This is a genomic window from Microbacterium neungamense (assembly GCF_024971095.1).
GTDB classification, from domain to species: Bacteria; Actinomycetota; Actinomycetes; order Actinomycetales; family Microbacteriaceae; genus Microbacterium; species Microbacterium neungamense.
On the sequence record NZ_CP069717.1, the window covers coordinates 1,507,373 to 1,523,504 of the forward strand.

Genomic DNA, 16,132 nt, shown 5'->3' on the forward strand with positions numbered 1-16,132 from the left:
CCCCGCTTCAGGAGGCTGCGACGCGAGCGCCGTGCTTACTCCTTCTCGTAGCCCACGTTCTCGACGGGCTGGACGCCGAACAGGTCGAGACCGACGTACGGCTCCGGCGTGAGGTTGGCCAGGCCCTCCTTGACGGTCCAGATCTCCGGGCCGTTGAACAGCGGCATGACGCCCCAGGTCTGAGCGTAGATCTCGGCCTCGAGCTCCATCGCGGCCTTGGTCTGCTCCTCCGGGTCGGTGATCGTCTCGATCTCCTCGTGGATCTTCTTGTCGATCTCCGGGGTGCCGGTGCCGGACAGGTTCAGGCTGCTGTCGGAGCAGTAGAGCTGGCAGAACCACGCGGCGCCGAACGGGTCGGAGGACGTGAAGTTCAGCAGGAAGATGTCCCAGTTCTTGGACGTGTAGTCGTCCGCGAAGTCCGCCGAGGGGCGGATCTGGACATCGACCTCGACGCCGATCTCCTTCAGCTGGGACTGGACGGCGAGGCCGCGCGCACGGGCGGTCTCGGTGTCGCTGTGGATCGGGAACACGATCGACAGGCGGACGCCGTCCTTCTCGCGGATGCCGTCCTCACCGGGCACCCAGCCGGCCTCGTCGAGCAGCTCCTTGGCGTGCTCCACGTCGCCGTCCTTGCGGCCGGCCTTCTCCAGCGAGTTGCTGTAGCCGGGCTGGAACGAGAACAGCGTGAGCGAGCCGGCCGGCTCCTCGGTGTAGTTCAGGCCGTCCCAGGTGATCTCCTTGAGCTGCTCGATGCTGATCGCGGAGAAGATCGCCTCGCGGACCTCGAGCTCGGCGAGGGCGGGCTTCTCGGAGTCGAGCTCGAGCAGCGCGTTCGCCGTGGCCTGGCCCCGGTAGGTCTTCACGCCCTCGAGGTCGGCGACCTGGGCGAGGTGGTCGGCGGTGCCGGTCTCGGCCATGTCGACCTCGTCGTTGCGCAGGGCGTTGACGGCCGCGTTCGGCTCCATCTGGATGAAGGTGACCTTGTCGAGCAGCGGCTCGTTGCCCCACCACTTCTCGTTCGGGACGAGGGTGACCACGCCGCCGGCCTTGTCGAAGTTCTCGATGGTGTACGGGCCGGCGCCCCACTCCGGGTGCCAGTCGCCGAGGAAGGCGGTGTTGAACAGCTCCGCCGAGTTCACCGCGGGGTGCAGCAGGCCGCCGGTGTAGACCATCTCCGGCCAGGCGAACTTGCCGTCGAAGGTGACGATGACGTCGCGGTCGGTCTCGCCCTTCTCGACGGACTTGATCTCCTTCCAGCCGTCGGTCGCGTTCGGCTGGTACTCCGAGTTGTCGCGCTGGGCGACCCAGGTCGTCTCGAACGACTTCCAGTCGATCGGGGTGCCGTCGTTCCAGACCGCCTTCTCGTTCACCTTGAAGCGGATGACGGTGTTGCCGCCCTCCTCGCCGATCTCGTACTCGTCGAGGTAGGCGTCGTTCTTGTAGACGGTGCCGTCCGGCTCCATCAGAAGGATCTGCGGGGTGTACCACGTCGCGATCTGGGTGACGCGGGCGTCGCCGTCGCTGTGGAAGTGGTTCAGCTGCTCCGCGATGTTCGACACCGGGATGCGCAGCTCACCGCCCTTCTGCAGGTTCTCGCGCGGCTGCGGGTTGTAGTCCGCCCCGGTGACGGTCGTGGGCCCTTCGCCCTCGTTGCCGCCGCCGCCGCCGTTGTTCGCCGTCGAACAACCGCTCATGGCGAGGACGAGAGCGCCGCCGATCGCAGCGGCTCCCATCAGCTTCTTGTGCCGGTTCATGGTTCTCCTTTGTGCCTTTCGGCCTTACTTGGGGATAGGGGCAGGATATGTCTCTGAGACTGCGGTTCAGGCGCGGGGGGACCGAATGTTATCGGACTGTGCACTAAGCGCCGGCGGACCGCAGGCACCCTCCGCCGGGCCGCAGAGGCAGGCTCCCGCCCGGCAGAGGGCAGGCTCCCGCCCGGCCGCGGAAGGTGCGGCCGGGCATCCGAGTTCTCCGCGCGTCAGCTGGCGACGGGCTCGGTCGCGCCGAAGCCCTCGACCGGCAGCACGATGCGCTGGCGCGTGCGCTCGATGTCGGGGTCGGGGATCGGGATCGCCGACAGCAGCGCCTTCGTGTACGGATGCTGCGGGCTGTCGAACACGTCGTCGACGTCGCCGTGCTCCACGAACTCGCCCTTGTACATCACGGCCACGCGGTCGGCGATGTGCCGCACCACGGCGAGGTCGTGCGCGACGAACAGGTAGGACAGCCCCAGGCGCGCCTTCAGCTCGTCGAGCAGGTTGATCACGCCGGCCTGGATCGACACGTCCAGGGCGGAGACCGGCTCGTCGAGGACGACGATCTTCGGGTTCGTCGAGATGGCGCGGGCGATGCCGATGCGCTGACGCTGGCCGCCGGAGAACGCCTGCGGGAAGCGGTCGCTGTGCGCCGGGTCGAGACCGACCAGGCCCATCAGCTCGTCGACGCGGTGGGCCACCTCGTCCTTGTCCATGCCGATGGCGAACATCGGCTCGGCGATGATGTCCCAGACGGTCATGCGCGGGTCCAGGGCGCCCATCGGGTCCTGGAACACGATCTGCAGGTCGCGGCGGACGCGTCGCTCCTCGGCGCGGCCGCGGATGTCGGCGACGCTGGTGCCGGCGATGCGGATGTCGCCGTTCTCCTGCGGCACGAGGTCCATGATCTGCAGCAGCGTCGTGGTCTTGCCGCTGCCGGACTCGCCGACGATCGCGAGCGTCTCGCCCTCGCGGACGTCGAAGCTGATGCCCTTGACCGCCTGCACCTCGCCGACCTTGCGCTTGAAGAACGCGCCCTTCATCAGCGGGAACGTCTTGGTGAGGTTGGTCGCCTCGAGGGTGATCGGGCGCTCCTCACGCGGCACGCGCGCCAGGTCGCTCTCCGGGATGGCCGGCACGGGGTAGACCGGGAGTCCGCCGATGCGGCCCTCGTCGTCGATCTCGTGGGCGCGGATGCAGGCCGCGGTGTGCTCCTCGTGGCCGCCGGTGGCGACCGGGAGGAGGTCGGGCTCGCGCTGCACGCAGGCCTCGATCGCGATCGGGCAGCGCGCGGCGAACGGGCATGCGTCCGGCAGGTCGATGAGCAGCGGCGGGTTGCCCTTGATCGGGATCAGCGGCACCTTCTCGGACTTGTCCACGCGCGGGATCGCGCCCAGCAGGCCGATCGAGTACGGCATCCGGGTGCGGTAGAAGAGCTCGCGCACGGGGGCGTGCTCGACGGGCTTGCCGGCGTACATCACCATCACGTCGTCGGCGGTCTTGGCGACCACGCCCATGTCGTGCGTGATCATGATCATCGCCGCGCCGGTCTCCTGCTGCGCCTTCTCCATCAGGTCGAGGATCTGCGCCTGGATGGTGACGTCGAGCGCGGTGGTGGGCTCGTCGGCGATGATCAGCTTCGGGTCGTTCGCCATCGCGATGGCGATCACGACGCGCTGCCGCATGCCGCCGGAGAACTCGTGCGGGAACGACTTCATGCGCCGCTCCGGGTCGGGGATGCCGACGAGCGTGAGCAGCTCGACCGCCCGGTTCCAGGCGTCCTTCGCCGACAGCCGCCGGTGCACGGTGAGCGCCTCGATGAGCTGGTCGCCGATCGTGTACACCGGGGTGAGCGAGGTGAGCGGGTCCTGGAAGACCATGGCCATGCCGTTGCCGCGGATCATGGACATCTGCTTGTCGGTCTTGCCGAGCAGCTCCTGGCCGTCGAAGACGATCGAGCCGGACACGCGGGCGTTGTCGTCGAGCAGGCCCATGATCGCGAGCGAGGTGACCGACTTCCCGGAGCCGGACTCGCCGACGATGCTGAGCGTCTTGCCGGCCTCCAGGTCGAAGGAGACGCCGCGGACGGCGTCGACGCGCCCCGCCTCGGAGGGGAAGCTGACCTTCAGGTCACGGACGGAGAGAACAGTGCTCATGCGCGGCCTCCTGCCGCCGAGGTGGGATCGAGGGCGTCGCGCAGGCCGTCGGCGATGAGCGACATCGAGACGGTCAGCAGGGTCAGCGCGGCGGCCGGGAAGTAGAACAGCCAGGGGGCGCTGGTGATGGTGCCGGCGCCGTACCCGATCAGGGCGCCGAGCGACACGTCCGGCAGCTTCACGCCGAAGCCGAGGAAGGACAGCGCCGTCTCCGCCATCACGGCGTTGACGATGCCGAGCGTGAAGTTGATCACCAGCAGCGAGCCGATGTTCGGCAGCATGTGCCGGAGCACGACCCGGAACCCGGAGATGCCGGCGTAGCGGGCGGCGTGGATGTACTCGCGCTCGCGCAGGGAGAGCGACAGCGTCCAGATGATGCGCGCCGGCATGAACCAGCCGACCACGAACACCAGCACCAGTGAGATCACCAGCCAGTTCCCGCCGGCGTCGTTGGAGATCATCGACAGGATCAGGAAGTTCGGGATCACCATCATGAAGTGGATCAGGAACAGCATGATCCGCTCATACGGGCCCCCGAAGTAGGCGGCCGTGGCGCCGACGATCGCGGAGACGACGGTCGTGCCGACCGCGACGACCACGGCGATCATGAGCGACCGCTGCAGGCCGACCGCCACCTGGGCGAAGTTGTCGTTGCCGGAGCCGTTCGTGCCGAACCAGTGGTCGCCGTTGGGCGCGTCGCGCAGGGACAGGAAGTCCAGCTCGGTGTGGCTGTACGGCGCCACCAGCGGGCCGATGATCGCGAACAGCACGAGCAGCAGGAACACGATCACGCCGGCCACGGCCGGACGGTTGCGCAGGAAGCGGCGGGTGTACAGCCGCCACTTGGAGGTGCGCTTGCGGGGCAGGCGCTGGGCGGTGGTGTCCGGGCCGACCGGCGGCTGGACGACGGGGTCGATCATTTCCGTGGACATGTCAGCTCACCCGCACTCTCGGGTCGAGGGCGACGACGGCGATGTCGGCCAGGATCGCGCCGATCGCGGTCATCAGCGCGCCGAACGCGGCGATCGCCACGGTGCCGTGGATGTCGTTGGTCGCGAGGGTCTGCAAGAAGTACCGTCCCATGCCGTTCCAGTTGAAGATCGTCTCGGTCAGCACGGCGCCGGTGAACACGCCGGGGATGGTGAAGGCGACCTGGGTCGTGACCGGGATGAGGGAGGTGCGCAGCGCGTGCTTGCGCACCGCCTGCGCCTTGGTCAGGCCCTTCGCACGCGCGGTGCGCACGTAGTCGGCCTTGATGTTGTCGAGGAGGAGGGAGCGCTGCAGGAAGTGGTAGCCGGCGTAGCCGGTGAGCACGAGGGCCAGCGTCGGCAGGAACAGGTGCTGGAGCGTGTCGATGAGCACCGGGAAGAATCCGGTCACCCCCTGGCTCGCCGAGCCGGTGACGTAGAAGACGCGGGTGCCGACCCAGTTGTTGAACCCGATGGCGAGGATCACCAGTCCGAGGCCGGCGACGACGACCGGGATGTTCATCGTGATGATGGAGGTCGCCTGCCCGATGCGGTCGGGGAGCTTGTACTGGCGGGATGCGGTGTACACGCCGAGCGCGATGCCGATGACGGTCGTGAGGATGGTGGCGCCGAGGACCAGTTCCGCGCTGACCCAGATCCGATAGGCCACCTGCTCGTTCACGGACTCGCCGGTGGGGCCGAGGCCCCAGTTCCAGTGCAGGACGATGTTGGTCAGCCAGGTCCACCACCGCTCCATGAGCGGGACGGACTCGCTGAGGTTGCGAGGACGCAGCAGGTCGTCGATCTGCTCGGGTGAGAGCGGGGGCCTGCGGCCGACGTAGTTGTTCTCGGGATCGAGATACAGCCAGGCGAGGAAGTACGTGATGTTCGTCGCGGCGACGATCATCAGCACCCACCCGATGAGGCGGCGCACGAGATACTTGATCAAGGTGTTGATTCTTTCTCTTTTACAGCCGTGCGCGGGATCTGCCGACGCAACGCTGGGTCGGGAAGACATTCAACATCATCCGAACCGATCCTGCGACACGGCACCCCGTACGGGCTGTTACGGAGTTGTGCTCAGGCTGGGACTGAGTGTCAGAGCCCCAGGCAACCTCGCGAGACTATCACCACTGCACCGAATCGGCATCAGCGCGCCGGGCCCGTAGAATCGACGGAGCCCGTCCACCGATTCAGGGAACCATGTCTCCGCGCGCCCTCACTCCGCTGTCGCCTGCTGCGACGCCGGCTTCGCAGATCCGCAACTTCTGCATCATCGCCCACATCGACCACGGCAAGTCGACGCTGGCCGACCGGATGCTGCAGATCACCGGCGTGGTGGCCGACCGTGACATGCGCGCGCAGTACCTGGACCGGATGGACATCGAGCGCGAGCGCGGCATCACGATCAAGTCGCAGGCGGTGCGGATGCCGTGGCAGGTCACCGACCCGTCCACGGGCTCAGCATCCACCTACGCGCTGAACATGATCGACACACCCGGGCACGTCGACTTCACCTACGAGGTGTCCCGCTCGCTCGCCGCGTGCGAGGGCGCCATCCTCCTCGTCGACGCGGCGCAGGGCATCGAGGCGCAGACGCTGGCGAACCTGTACCTCGCGCTGGAGAACGACCTCACGATCATCCCGGTGCTGAACAAGATCGATCTCCCCGCGGCGGACCCGGAGAAGTTCGCGAAGGAGCTGGCCGACCTGATCGGCGGGAAGCCGGAGGACGTGCTGCGGGTGTCGGGGAAGACCGGCGTGGGCGTCGAGGAGCTGCTGGACCGCATCGTGCAGGAGATCCCGGCTCCGGTCGGCGATCCCGAGGCGCCGGCCCGCGCGATGATCTTCGACTCGGTGTACGACGCGTACCGCGGCGTGGTGACCTACGTCCGGATGGTCGACGGCAAGCTGGAGCCGCGGGAGCGCATCCAGATGATGTCCACCAAGGCCACGCACGACCTGCTCGAGATCGGCGTGTCCAGCCCGGAGCCGATCCCGACCCAGGGCCTCGGCGTCGGCGAGGTCGGCTACCTGATCACGGGCGTGAAGGACGTGCGCCAGTCGAAGGTCGGCGACACGGTCACGACGTCGCGCAAGCCGGCATCCGAAGCCCTCCCGGGCTACACCGACCCGAAGCCGATGGTGTTCTCGGGTCTGTACCCCATCGACGGCAGCGACTACGCCGAGCTGCGCGAGGCGCTCGACAAGCTCAAGCTCTCCGACGCCTCCCTGGTCTACGAGCCGGAGACCTCCGTCGCGCTCGGCTTCGGGTTCCGCTGCGGCTTCCTCGGCCTGCTGCACCTCGAGATCGTCACCGAGCGGCTCGCCCGCGAGTTCGGGCTGGACCTGATCACCACCGCGCCGAGCGTGGTGTACGAGGTGATCACCGACACCGGCGAGAAGGTGACCGTCACCAACCCCAGCGAGTACCCGGACGGCCGGGTGGCGAGCGTGCACGAGCCGATGGTGAAGGCGGCGATCCTGCTGCCGAAGGACTACGTCGGCACCGTGATGGAGCTGTGCCAGTCGCGGCGCGGGTCGCTGCTGGGCATGGAGTACTTCTCGGAGGAGCGCGTCGAGCTCCGCTACAACATCCCGCTCGGCGAGATCGTGTTCGACTTCTTCGACCAGCTGAAGTCCAAGACGCAGGGGTACGCGAGCCTCGACTACGAGCCCAACGGCGAGCAGGAGGCCGACCTCGTCAAGGTCGACATCCTGCTCCAGGGCGAGAAGGTGGACGCGTTCAGCTCGATCGTGCACCGCGACAAGGCGTACGCGTACGGCACGATGATGGCCGAGCGGCTGCGCAAGCTCATCCCGCGGCAGCAGTTCGAGGTGCCGATCCAGGCCGCGATCGGCGCCCGGATCATCGCCCGCGAGACCATCCGCGCGATCCGCAAGGACGTGCTCGCCAAGTGCTACGGCGGTGACATCACCCGCAAGCGCAAACTCCTCGAGAAGCAGAAGGAGGGCAAGAAGCGCATGAAGATGGTGGGCCGGGTCGAGGTGCCGCAGGAGGCGTTCATCGCCGCGCTGTCCGGGGACGTCGAGGGCAAGGACAAGAAGTAGCGCCGGAACCGGAGCCGGCGTCCGGGATCCTTCCTAGGCTGGCGGTGTGACTCCTCACGTCGTCCTCGTGCACGGCATCCGCACGTCCGCCACGATGTGGCGCTCGCAGCTGGCCTTCCTCGAGGATGCCGGTGTGCCCGCCACCGCGGTCGACCTGCCCGGGCACGGCACGCGGATGGACGAGGACTTCACCATCCACGAGGCGCTGCACACCATCGACGTCGCCGTGCGCGACGCATCCTCGGCGGGGCCGGTGCTGCTCGTCGGGCACTCCATGGGCGGGCTGCTCTCGCTGGCGTACGCGGGGTCGGAGGAGCCGCCGCCGCTCGCCGGGCTCGTCGCGGCGTCGTGCACCGCGCTCCCCCGCGGCGCCGCCCTGCGCACCTACCGTGTGCTCGCGCGCGCCATCGATCGGATGCCGGGGCGCGGCATGTGGCTGACCGAGCGGGTGCTGCGCGCGACGATCCCGGAGGACACGCGCGCGGACTTCGGGGCCGGCGGGTATGCGCTGGATGCCCAGGACATCGCGCTCGGCAGCCTCTCGGCGCTGGATCTGGCGACCGCGGTGTCGCGGATCACGGTGCCGCTGTGGTTCGTGAACGGGCAATACGATCAGCTGCGCGTGCACGAGGCGCTGTTCCGGCGCCTCGCGCCGCACGCGGAGCTGATCGTGGTGCCGCGCAGCACGCACCTGGTCACCGCGATGCGACCGCAGGTGTTCAACGCCGTGCTGCGCCTGGCGATCGCGACGGTGGAGGTCGCGGCCGCGACGTGATCCTTCCGCGGACCTGGTAGACTCGACTCTTGGCTTGCGTGTGGGTTCTACCCTCACGACCGCCGTTCGGCGCCCCTCTCCCGCCTGCGGCATTCCGAACACCAACAAGACAGAAAGCGTCCGCACGTGGCAAACATCAAGTCGCAGATCAAGCGCAACAAGACGAACCTGAAGGCTCAGGAGCGCAACAAGGCCGTCAAGAGCGAGCTGAAGACCTGGGTCCGCAAGACCCGCGAGGCCGTCGCCGCCGGTGACAAGGAGGCCGCTGAGGCCGCCCTGGCCAAGGCATCCGTCAAGCTCGACAAGGCCGTCAGCAAGGGTGTCGTGCACAAGAACCAGGCGAAGAACCGCAAGTCGGCCATCGCCAAGCAGGTCGCCGCGCTCTGAACCCGCACGTTTCGCTGAAGGCCCGTCCCGCCAGGGGCGGGCCTTCTCCGTTCCCCGCCCGACTCGTACCCGGTCGTTGAGCGAGGGCCCCGCAGGCGCCCGAGACGAAACGCCCCACCCGGTCCTCCCCCACCCGGTCGTTGAGCGAGGGCGCCACAGGCGCCCGAGACGAAACGCCCCACTCCGTCGTCCCCCAACCGGTCGTTGAGCGAGCGAGCCGCAGGCGAGCGAGACGAAACGCCTCAGCCCTCAGACCCGAACGGCTGCCGGGTCGCGATAACGGTGACCATCCGCTCGAGCGCGAAGATCGGGTCGCGGGCGGCGCCCTTCACCTCGGCATCCGCCCTCGCCGTGGCCTGGATCGCCATGCCGAGAGACCGCTCGTTCCAGCCCATCAGGTCGCGGCGGGCGCGGTCGACCTGCCAGTCCTTCATGCCGAGCCTCTGGGCGAGCTGACGGCTCGGTTCGCGATTGCCGGCCACACGCGCCATGGTGCGCAGCTTCATGGCGAAGGCGGCGACCATCGGCACCGGATCCGCACCCGAAGCGAGGGCGTGCCGGAGAGCCATCAAGGCCTCCCCGTAGCGGCCGGCGATCGCGGTGTCGGCGACCACGAAGGCCGAGACCTCGACTCGTCCGCCGTAGTACTTGGTGACGACGTCCTCGGTGATGTCGCCCTCGACATCGCCGATGAGCTGCTGGCAGGCGGCGGCGAGCTCGGTGATGTCCTCGCCGAAGGCCGATACCAACGCCCGCAGAGCGGCCGGGGCGATGCGCTTGCCGGCGGCCTTGAACTCCCCCGCCGCGAAGTCGACGCGATCGCCGTCGCGCTTGATCGCCGGGCAGGCGATCTCGATGCCGCCTCCAGTGCCGGCTCGGACGGCGTCGAGAAGCTTCTTGCCCCGGACGCTGGCGCCGGTGTGACGCAGGATGACCGTCGCGCCCTCCTGCGGATGCTCCAGGTACGCCACGGCTTCCTGGATGAACGCGTCCGTGCACTTCTCGACCCCCGCGACGCGCACGAGACGCGGCTCACCGAACAGGGACGGCGAGGTGAGCGCCAGCAGCGTGCCCGGCGCGTAGTCGTCGGCACGGACGTCGCTCACTTCCAGCGCCGGATCCTCCGCGCGCAGGTAGTCACGGATGCCCGCGATCGCCCGTTCCGCGCAGATCTCCTCGGGGCCGGAGACGAGCACGATCGGCGCCGGACGCGGCTCGCGCCAGGACACCTGCGGGATGGACGCCTTCGCTGCGCTCCCGCGCGCGCCGGAGCCTCGGGCGGACGTGCGGGCTGCGGGCATGATCCCAGCCTACCGGCCGGGTATGACACCGCGATGGTCGCGGATCGGGGAGGGCGTTCCGCGGTCGTCGGTGCGTTTCGTCTCGGGCGCGCTTCGCGCGTCCTCGCTCAACGATCGGGCGGGGCTCAACGACCGGGAGTGATCAGCCGAGGTCGGCGTCGTCGTCGGCCTCGCCGCGGACCATGGCGACCCAGCGGTTCAGATAGAGGGCTCCCGCCTCGTCGTGGATGAGCGAGGAGTGGTGACGCACCGGGTACGGCGTCGACGGCACCCCGTCGCCCGGACGGACGTCGACGTGCACGACGTCGTGTCCGTTGTCGTAGAGCCAGTCCGACATCGCGTAGTCGGTGCGCGAGTCGCCCAGCGTGCGCCAGCGCCGAGGCAGCGGGATGCCCTCCTCGGCGAGGAACGAGAGCATGAGGCTGGCGCCGCGGTCCTTGCCGAGACGGTTCGACTCGATGTCGGTGGAGATGATCGTCGGGTCGATGCGGTAGCGGATCCGCCCCTCGGCATCCGCAGCCCGCCGCCCCTCCCACTCGTAGCCGAGGCCGTGCCGGCGCATCAGCGCGGCGATCGCCTCGTTCAGCTGGGGCTGCCGGTCCCGGAACTCGCGATTGGGGATGTCGGTGAGCTGCTCGACGGAGATCATCGCCCGCTTGGTGTCGTCGAAGAAGACGAGGTCGGCGAAGTCGGTGCGCACCAGCTGCTCCATGTCGCGGGCGAACGCCTCCGGCATCCGCAGGTTCTCGTCGACCGTCACCTCGCCGGCACCCGCCGCCGTGATGCGCATCCACACGGCGCCTTTCTCGCAGATGCCCCACAGGCGCGCGTCGTCGCCGAGCCCCTCCGCCACCAGCAGCGGGATCACCTGGTCGCGGAGGAAGGCGTCCGAGCGGCCGGTGTTGAAGGCGATCGGGATGCCGCGGTTCGCGAGCTCGGCGAGATCGCGGGCGATGCTCGGGATCGCGATCGAGCGGGTCACCGGGCTGGCGATGGGTCCGTCGACGTCGAGGAGGAGGCCGAGGGGCGGGGTCGGGATGCTCACCCCTCCGATCCTAGGAGGGGATCCTAGGATCGGATCCCAGCAGGGCGCGAGCGGACGCTCCGCATGATTCCGCCCGATCGGCCGTCACTCCCGCTCGTGCGCGAGCAGCCAGGAGTAGATGTCGTCGCCCTCGCTGCCGCTGTACGCCTGATCCCAGCCCTCGTGCCCGAGCTCGGCGTAGATCGACAGCATCGCACTGTCGGGCGTCGCTCCCGGGCATCCGCTCACCGCCCCGACGGTGTCCACGCTGCCGGCCGGGTTCACGACATCGTCGAACTCGCCGTGGATCGCCCAGACCGGCACCTCCGCGAGTCCGCATCCGACGGTCGACCATGCCGGCCTGCCGTCGCCCGCGATGGGCACGGCGGCGGCGACCTGCTCGTCGCCGTACGCGGCGAGGTATTCCCAGACCCCGAAGGCCCCGCACGAGAGCCCGGTGACGTACACGCGATCGGGGTCGACGTCGTACTCGGTCGTCGCGTACGCGATGAAGTCGTGCAGCTCCTGCGGCGTGGTGCACGGCGACTGCGGCGGATGGCCGAGGTCGTGCTGGAGCTGCATGACGCAGGATCCCGGCCACTCCGCGCCGTCGCACGACTCGGCGCCCGGCAGCCCCGGTGGCTGCTCGACGTGCTGCGTCGACAGCACGACGAAGTCGCGATCGAGCGGCCACCCGCCGATGTCGATGAACCGCGGGATGCCCGTCCAGAGCAGACGGTCCAGGGCCTCGGCGGAGCCGTCGCCGTTCTCGCCGTAGCCGTTGGCTGTGACGAGCAGCGGACTGCCCCCGTCGACCGTGCCGTAGGACGGCGGCAGGTATTCGTAGTACCCCATCGACGCCTCGGTCGAACCGAGCGGATGCGGCGTGTGCCGCTCCCCCGAGCCGGTGCCGATGACCGGCTCGACGATCGCGCACAGATCGGCGTCGAATCCGGGGTGCGGCCCGGCGATGTCCGCGCCGAGGAATTCGAAGGCGCCGGTCGCCGTGTCGACAGTGAAGGTGAAGGTGATGTTCCCGCGGTCGCGGGTGAGCACGCGGTCGTCGGCCGAGACGACGAACGGCTGGCCGAGCTGCTGGGCCGTCACCTCGTACACCGAGCCGCCGAGCGGCGTGATCCGCAGATCCTTCGCGAGGAAGCGTCCCGACGTCGTGAACGAGTCGCCGTCGGCGCTCGTCCAGGTGTTGATGAACTCCACGTTCGCGTGCGTCAGGGGGAGGTCACCGCCCTGCGGATTCGTGCGCTCCAGCATCCGGCTGGTCACCTCGCCGTCCACCTGGAGCGGATGCCCGCAGTCCCAGTTCACGAACGAGTACCTCTCCGTGCTCTCCTCCGGGCCGGCCGCGGCCGCGCCCGCCGGCACCAGCATGACGCCGGCGACGGCGGCCGCCAGTGCCAGCCGCCCGGCATGCCGCCGGGACGGGAAGAATTCGACCGTTTCGCGCATCATGACGCACCGCCTCGACTCGAGGAGAACATGTGGCCGAGTGCCTGCGTCCTGGTCTCCGGGCGTCCCGCGATGACATCCGCGGATCCCCGTGAAGTCAGCCCCCAGAGCAACCTCGAGTGGAGTCTCCTCGGGCTGTGCACCCGTGTCAAGGGCTTCCCGATCCGAGCGCGGATGCCGGGCGATCAGGCGGTCATCCGCCGCCGGGCACGGGTGTGGGAGACGGATGCTGTTCCGCCTGCCGCTCCGCCCATACCGCCAGTGCCCCGTCCTCGAGGGCGAGGAGGATCCGGCCCTGCAGGTCGGTGCGGAGGACGCGGGACCCGAGCGAGGCGGCGGTCGCGAGCGCCTCGGCGCGCGGATGCCCGTAGTCGTTGCCGGCGCCGGCGCTGAACAGCGCCACCCGCCCTCGCGCCTCCTGGTACAGAGCCGGCTCCTGGTCCGCGCTGCCGTGGTGCGCGACCTTGACGATGTCGTACGGTCCTCGCAGGCGCCCGCTCGACAGCAGCATCCGCTGCGGCGACGCCGAGAGGTCACCGAGCAGCAGGGTGCGCGGCACCTCTCCCCCGCCGATCTCGACCACCACGCTGGCGTCGTTCCCGGGCGGGAAGGCGCGCGAGTCGCGCACCGGCCACAGCACGCGCCACGACGCCTCGCCCAGGGTGCCGGACATCCCGGCGGCGCCGTGGGTCGCCACCGCGCCGGCCGCGGTGAGGCCGGCGATCAGCCGCTCGTCGTCGGCGCTGCCGAACGGACCGTGCAGCACCGCGCCGACCCGCCCTCGGACCGCGTCCACCCCGCCGGCGTGGTCGAGATCGAAGTGGGTGAGCACCAAGACGTCGATCCGCGCGATGCCGAGCGCGGACAGGCAGGCCGAGAGCGGTTCCGGCGCCGGACCGGTGTCGATGAGCGCGACGCGGTCGGCGGAGCGGATCACCAGGGCGTCGCCCTGGCCGACGTCGCAGGCTGCGACGCTCCAGCCGTCCGGTGCGGTCATCCCGGCCAGGGGCCCGGTGAGCAGCATCCGTGCCCCGCCGAGCGCGAGCACCGTGACCAGCACGAGCGCCGACGCCGCCCGCAGCCGGTCGAGGCCGTGCCGCAGCAGCACCCCGCACACGGCCGCGCTGACGGCGGCGACGAGCAGCGCCGTCACCGGGCCCGGTGGCACGGCGAAGGTCGCGCCCGGGAGTGCGGCGGTGGTGATCGCCGTCGCCGCGATCCAGGATGCCGGAAGCCACGCCGCCGCGGCGAGGAGGTCCGCGATCGGGGGCACGGCGCCGGCCAGGCATGCCAGCAGGCCGATGACGGTGGCGACCGGAGCCGCGGGTGCGGCGAGCAGGTTGGCCGCGACGCCGACCAGCGACTGCTCCTCGGAGAACAGGGCGATGATCGGCCCGCACACCAGCTGCGCGGCCACCGGCACCGAGAGCGCCAGGGCGAGCGGCTCCGGCATCCAGCGCCGCAGACCGTCCATCAGCGGGCCCGCGAGGAGGAGCAGCGCCGCGGTGGCGGCGGCCGACAGCGCGAAACCCGGCGTGGCGGCGAGCCACGGGTCGGCGACGAGGATGACCGTGACGGCCAGCGAAAGCATCCCCAGCCCGGCGCTCGGACGGCCCAGCAGGATGCTGAGCATCGCCAGCGCGGCCATCACGCCCGCCCGCACCACGCTCGGCTCCGGGGTGACCAGCACGATGAACGCCCCGAGCGCCCCGAGCGCCAGCACGACCCGCAGCCAGCGCGCCCCGCCGCACAGCGCGACGAGCCAGAACACCGCCGCGACGACGATCGCGCAGTTCGCCCCGGACACCGCCGTGAGATGGCTGAGGCCGGATGCCCGCATCGCGGCGTTCAGCTCCTCCCCGACCGCCCGGGTGTCGCCGACCGCGAGGCCGGGAAGGAGCGCGGCGCCGGGCGGCGGCAGGCCTCTTGCGCGCTCGAGGAAGTCCGCGCGGACGCCGGCCGCGACCCCGAAGACACCGGATGCCGGGCGGACGACGTGCGCCTCGGAGCCGAAGAGGATCAGCGCGGCCCGCTCCCCCGGATCGGCCGCGGCGGTCTCCGCGACGACGCGCACGGTCGCGCCCAGCTCGATGCCCGGCTGCGGATCGACGCCCACGCGCACCGGCGCGCTGACCGGCGACGCCCGCGCGGGCGGTCCTGCCCGCAGCGTCTGCGCATCGAACCACACCCGCCCGTCCCGGCCGAAGGACGCCGAGGACGTCACGACCGCGGTGATCTCGGTCACGCGGCCGTCGAACCGCGCCACCGCCTCGCGGGCGGGCTGCGCCAGCGTCACCGACACGGCTGCCGCCGCGCAGCCGAGCAGCACGAGGGCGACCAGGCCGCGCCGCCACGGTGCGGCGAGCACCCAGCCGGCCGCGAGTGCACCGCATCCGATTGCCAGGGGCGGCGCCGCCGCGGGAGCGAGCACGCAGGCGAGCGCCACGCCCCACACCGCGGCGGCGAGGACGGTGCTGCGCAGGTCGAGGCCCTGGGTGCCGAGCAGGCGCCTCCGTCCCGCGTCCGTCTCCGCCCGGCCGGCGCTCATACCCGCACCAGATCCCGGATGCCGTCGAGCAGCTTCTCGCCGATCCCGGGCACGGCGAGCAGGTCGTCGACCGAGGTGAACCGGCCGTTCTCCTCGCGCCAGGAGACGATCCGCGCCGCCAGGGCCGGGCCGATGCGCGGCAGGGTCTCCAGCGCCGCCGCATCGGCGGTGTTCAGGTCGAGCAGACCGCCGGTCGCACCGGCGCCCGGACCGCCCGGCGTGCCCCCGCCCGCGCCCGGTGCCGCGCCGGGACCGCTGGCCGCGGCATCCGCTCCCTGCGCGGGCACGAAGACCTGCTCGCCGTCGGTCAGCGGCCGCGCCAGGTTGACCGCGCGCAGATCGGCGGTCTCCAGGGTGCCGCCGGCCGCGGCGAGAGCGTCGACGAGCCGGGCATCCGGCTCCAGGATGTACAGCCCGGGCGCGGCGACCTCACCGAGCACGTGCACGTAGATCTCGGCGCCGCGGATCTCCGCACCCTGGTCCGCGGAGGCACCGGCCCCCGCGGCATCCAGCGGCACGGTCTCGGACGGCGCGGCCTGCCCGCGCAGCAGGCCCCAGCCCACCGCGGCGGACAGCACCACGAGCCCGATCGTGACCGCCGCGCCGACCCCCAGCCGCAGCCGCGACCGCGGGGGCGGCTCTGCGGCGGGGGCATCCGAGGGTGGCACCACGCCACACTA

At 70.4% G+C, this 16,132-nt stretch carries 12 protein-coding genes; 3 read left to right on the forward strand and 9 right to left on the reverse strand.

Annotated elements, in window-relative coordinates:
- Positions 1-35 precede the first annotated feature (35 nt).
- From JSY13_RS07255 to JSY13_RS07270, 4 genes are all read right to left on the reverse strand, one after another.
- Positions 36-1,754, reverse strand: a complete 1,719-nt coding sequence (locus JSY13_RS07255; RefSeq protein ID WP_259606064.1) for an ABC transporter family substrate-binding protein — start codon at positions 1,752-1,754, stop codon at positions 36-38.
- Positions 1,755-1,978: 224 nt separating this feature from the next.
- Positions 1,979-3,910 carry an ABC transporter ATP-binding protein gene (locus JSY13_RS07260; protein ID WP_259606065.1) on the reverse strand — a complete coding sequence of 644 codons (1,932 nt, stop codon included), beginning with the start codon at positions 3,908-3,910 and terminating at the stop codon, positions 1,979-1,981.
- The gene (locus JSY13_RS07265; protein WP_259606066.1) at positions 3,907-4,842 is read right to left on the reverse strand and encodes an ABC transporter permease; all 936 of its coding nucleotides are present in this window, start codon (positions 4,840-4,842) and stop codon (positions 3,907-3,909) included. The genes JSY13_RS07260 and JSY13_RS07265 overlap by 4 nt, the downstream gene beginning before the upstream one ends.
- 1 nt (position 4,843) lies before the next feature.
- Complete coding sequence (locus tag JSY13_RS07270) at positions 4,844-5,827, reverse strand: ABC transporter permease (RefSeq protein WP_259606067.1); 984 nt, start codon at positions 5,825-5,827, stop codon at positions 4,844-4,846.
- A 254-nt stretch (positions 5,828-6,081) separates the two neighbouring features.
- Between JSY13_RS07270 and lepA the strand changes: the two genes are divergently transcribed.
- From lepA to rpsT, 3 genes are all read left to right on the forward strand, one after another.
- Positions 6,082-7,950, forward strand: coding sequence for a translation elongation factor 4 (lepA, locus tag JSY13_RS07275; RefSeq protein ID WP_259606068.1), 1,869 nt, complete (start codon positions 6,082-6,084; stop codon positions 7,948-7,950).
- 46 nt (positions 7,951-7,996) lie between these two features.
- A complete protein-coding gene (locus JSY13_RS07280; protein WP_259606069.1) occupies positions 7,997-8,725 on the forward strand; it encodes an alpha/beta fold hydrolase in 729 nt (242 codons plus the stop codon).
- Between the two features lie 126 nt (positions 8,726-8,851).
- Positions 8,852-9,112 carry a 30S ribosomal protein S20 gene (gene rpsT / locus JSY13_RS07285; RefSeq protein ID WP_259606070.1) on the forward strand — a complete coding sequence of 87 codons (261 nt, stop codon included), beginning with the start codon at positions 8,852-8,854 and terminating at the stop codon, positions 9,110-9,112.
- Between the two features lie 242 nt (positions 9,113-9,354).
- Here the strand turns inward: rpsT and holA are convergent, their stop codons facing one another.
- The 5 genes from holA to JSY13_RS07310 form a co-directional block, all read right to left on the reverse strand.
- The gene (holA, locus tag JSY13_RS07290) at positions 9,355-10,413 is read right to left on the reverse strand and encodes a DNA polymerase III subunit delta (RefSeq protein ID WP_259606071.1); all 1,059 of its coding nucleotides are present in this window, start codon (positions 10,411-10,413) and stop codon (positions 9,355-9,357) included.
- Positions 10,414-10,555: 142 nt separating this feature from the next.
- Complete coding sequence (locus JSY13_RS07295) at positions 10,556-11,458, reverse strand: HAD family hydrolase (RefSeq protein WP_336297674.1); 903 nt, start codon at positions 11,456-11,458, stop codon at positions 10,556-10,558.
- Positions 11,459-11,542: 84 nt separating this feature from the next.
- Positions 11,543-12,907 (reverse strand): carboxylesterase family protein, encoded by a 1,365-nt coding sequence (locus JSY13_RS07300; RefSeq protein WP_259606072.1) that lies wholly within the window; start codon positions 12,905-12,907, stop codon positions 11,543-11,545.
- A gap of 190 nt (positions 12,908-13,097) precedes the next feature.
- Entirely contained in the window at positions 13,098-15,452 is a 2,355-nt protein-coding gene (locus tag JSY13_RS07305; RefSeq protein ID WP_259606073.1) for a ComEC/Rec2 family competence protein, read from the reverse strand.
- Entirely contained in the window at positions 15,449-16,120 is a 672-nt protein-coding gene (locus JSY13_RS07310) for a ComEA family DNA-binding protein (protein ID WP_259606074.1), read from the reverse strand. Before JSY13_RS07310 ends, JSY13_RS07305 begins: the two co-directional genes overlap by 4 nt.
- Positions 16,121-16,132: the final 12 nt, after the last annotated feature.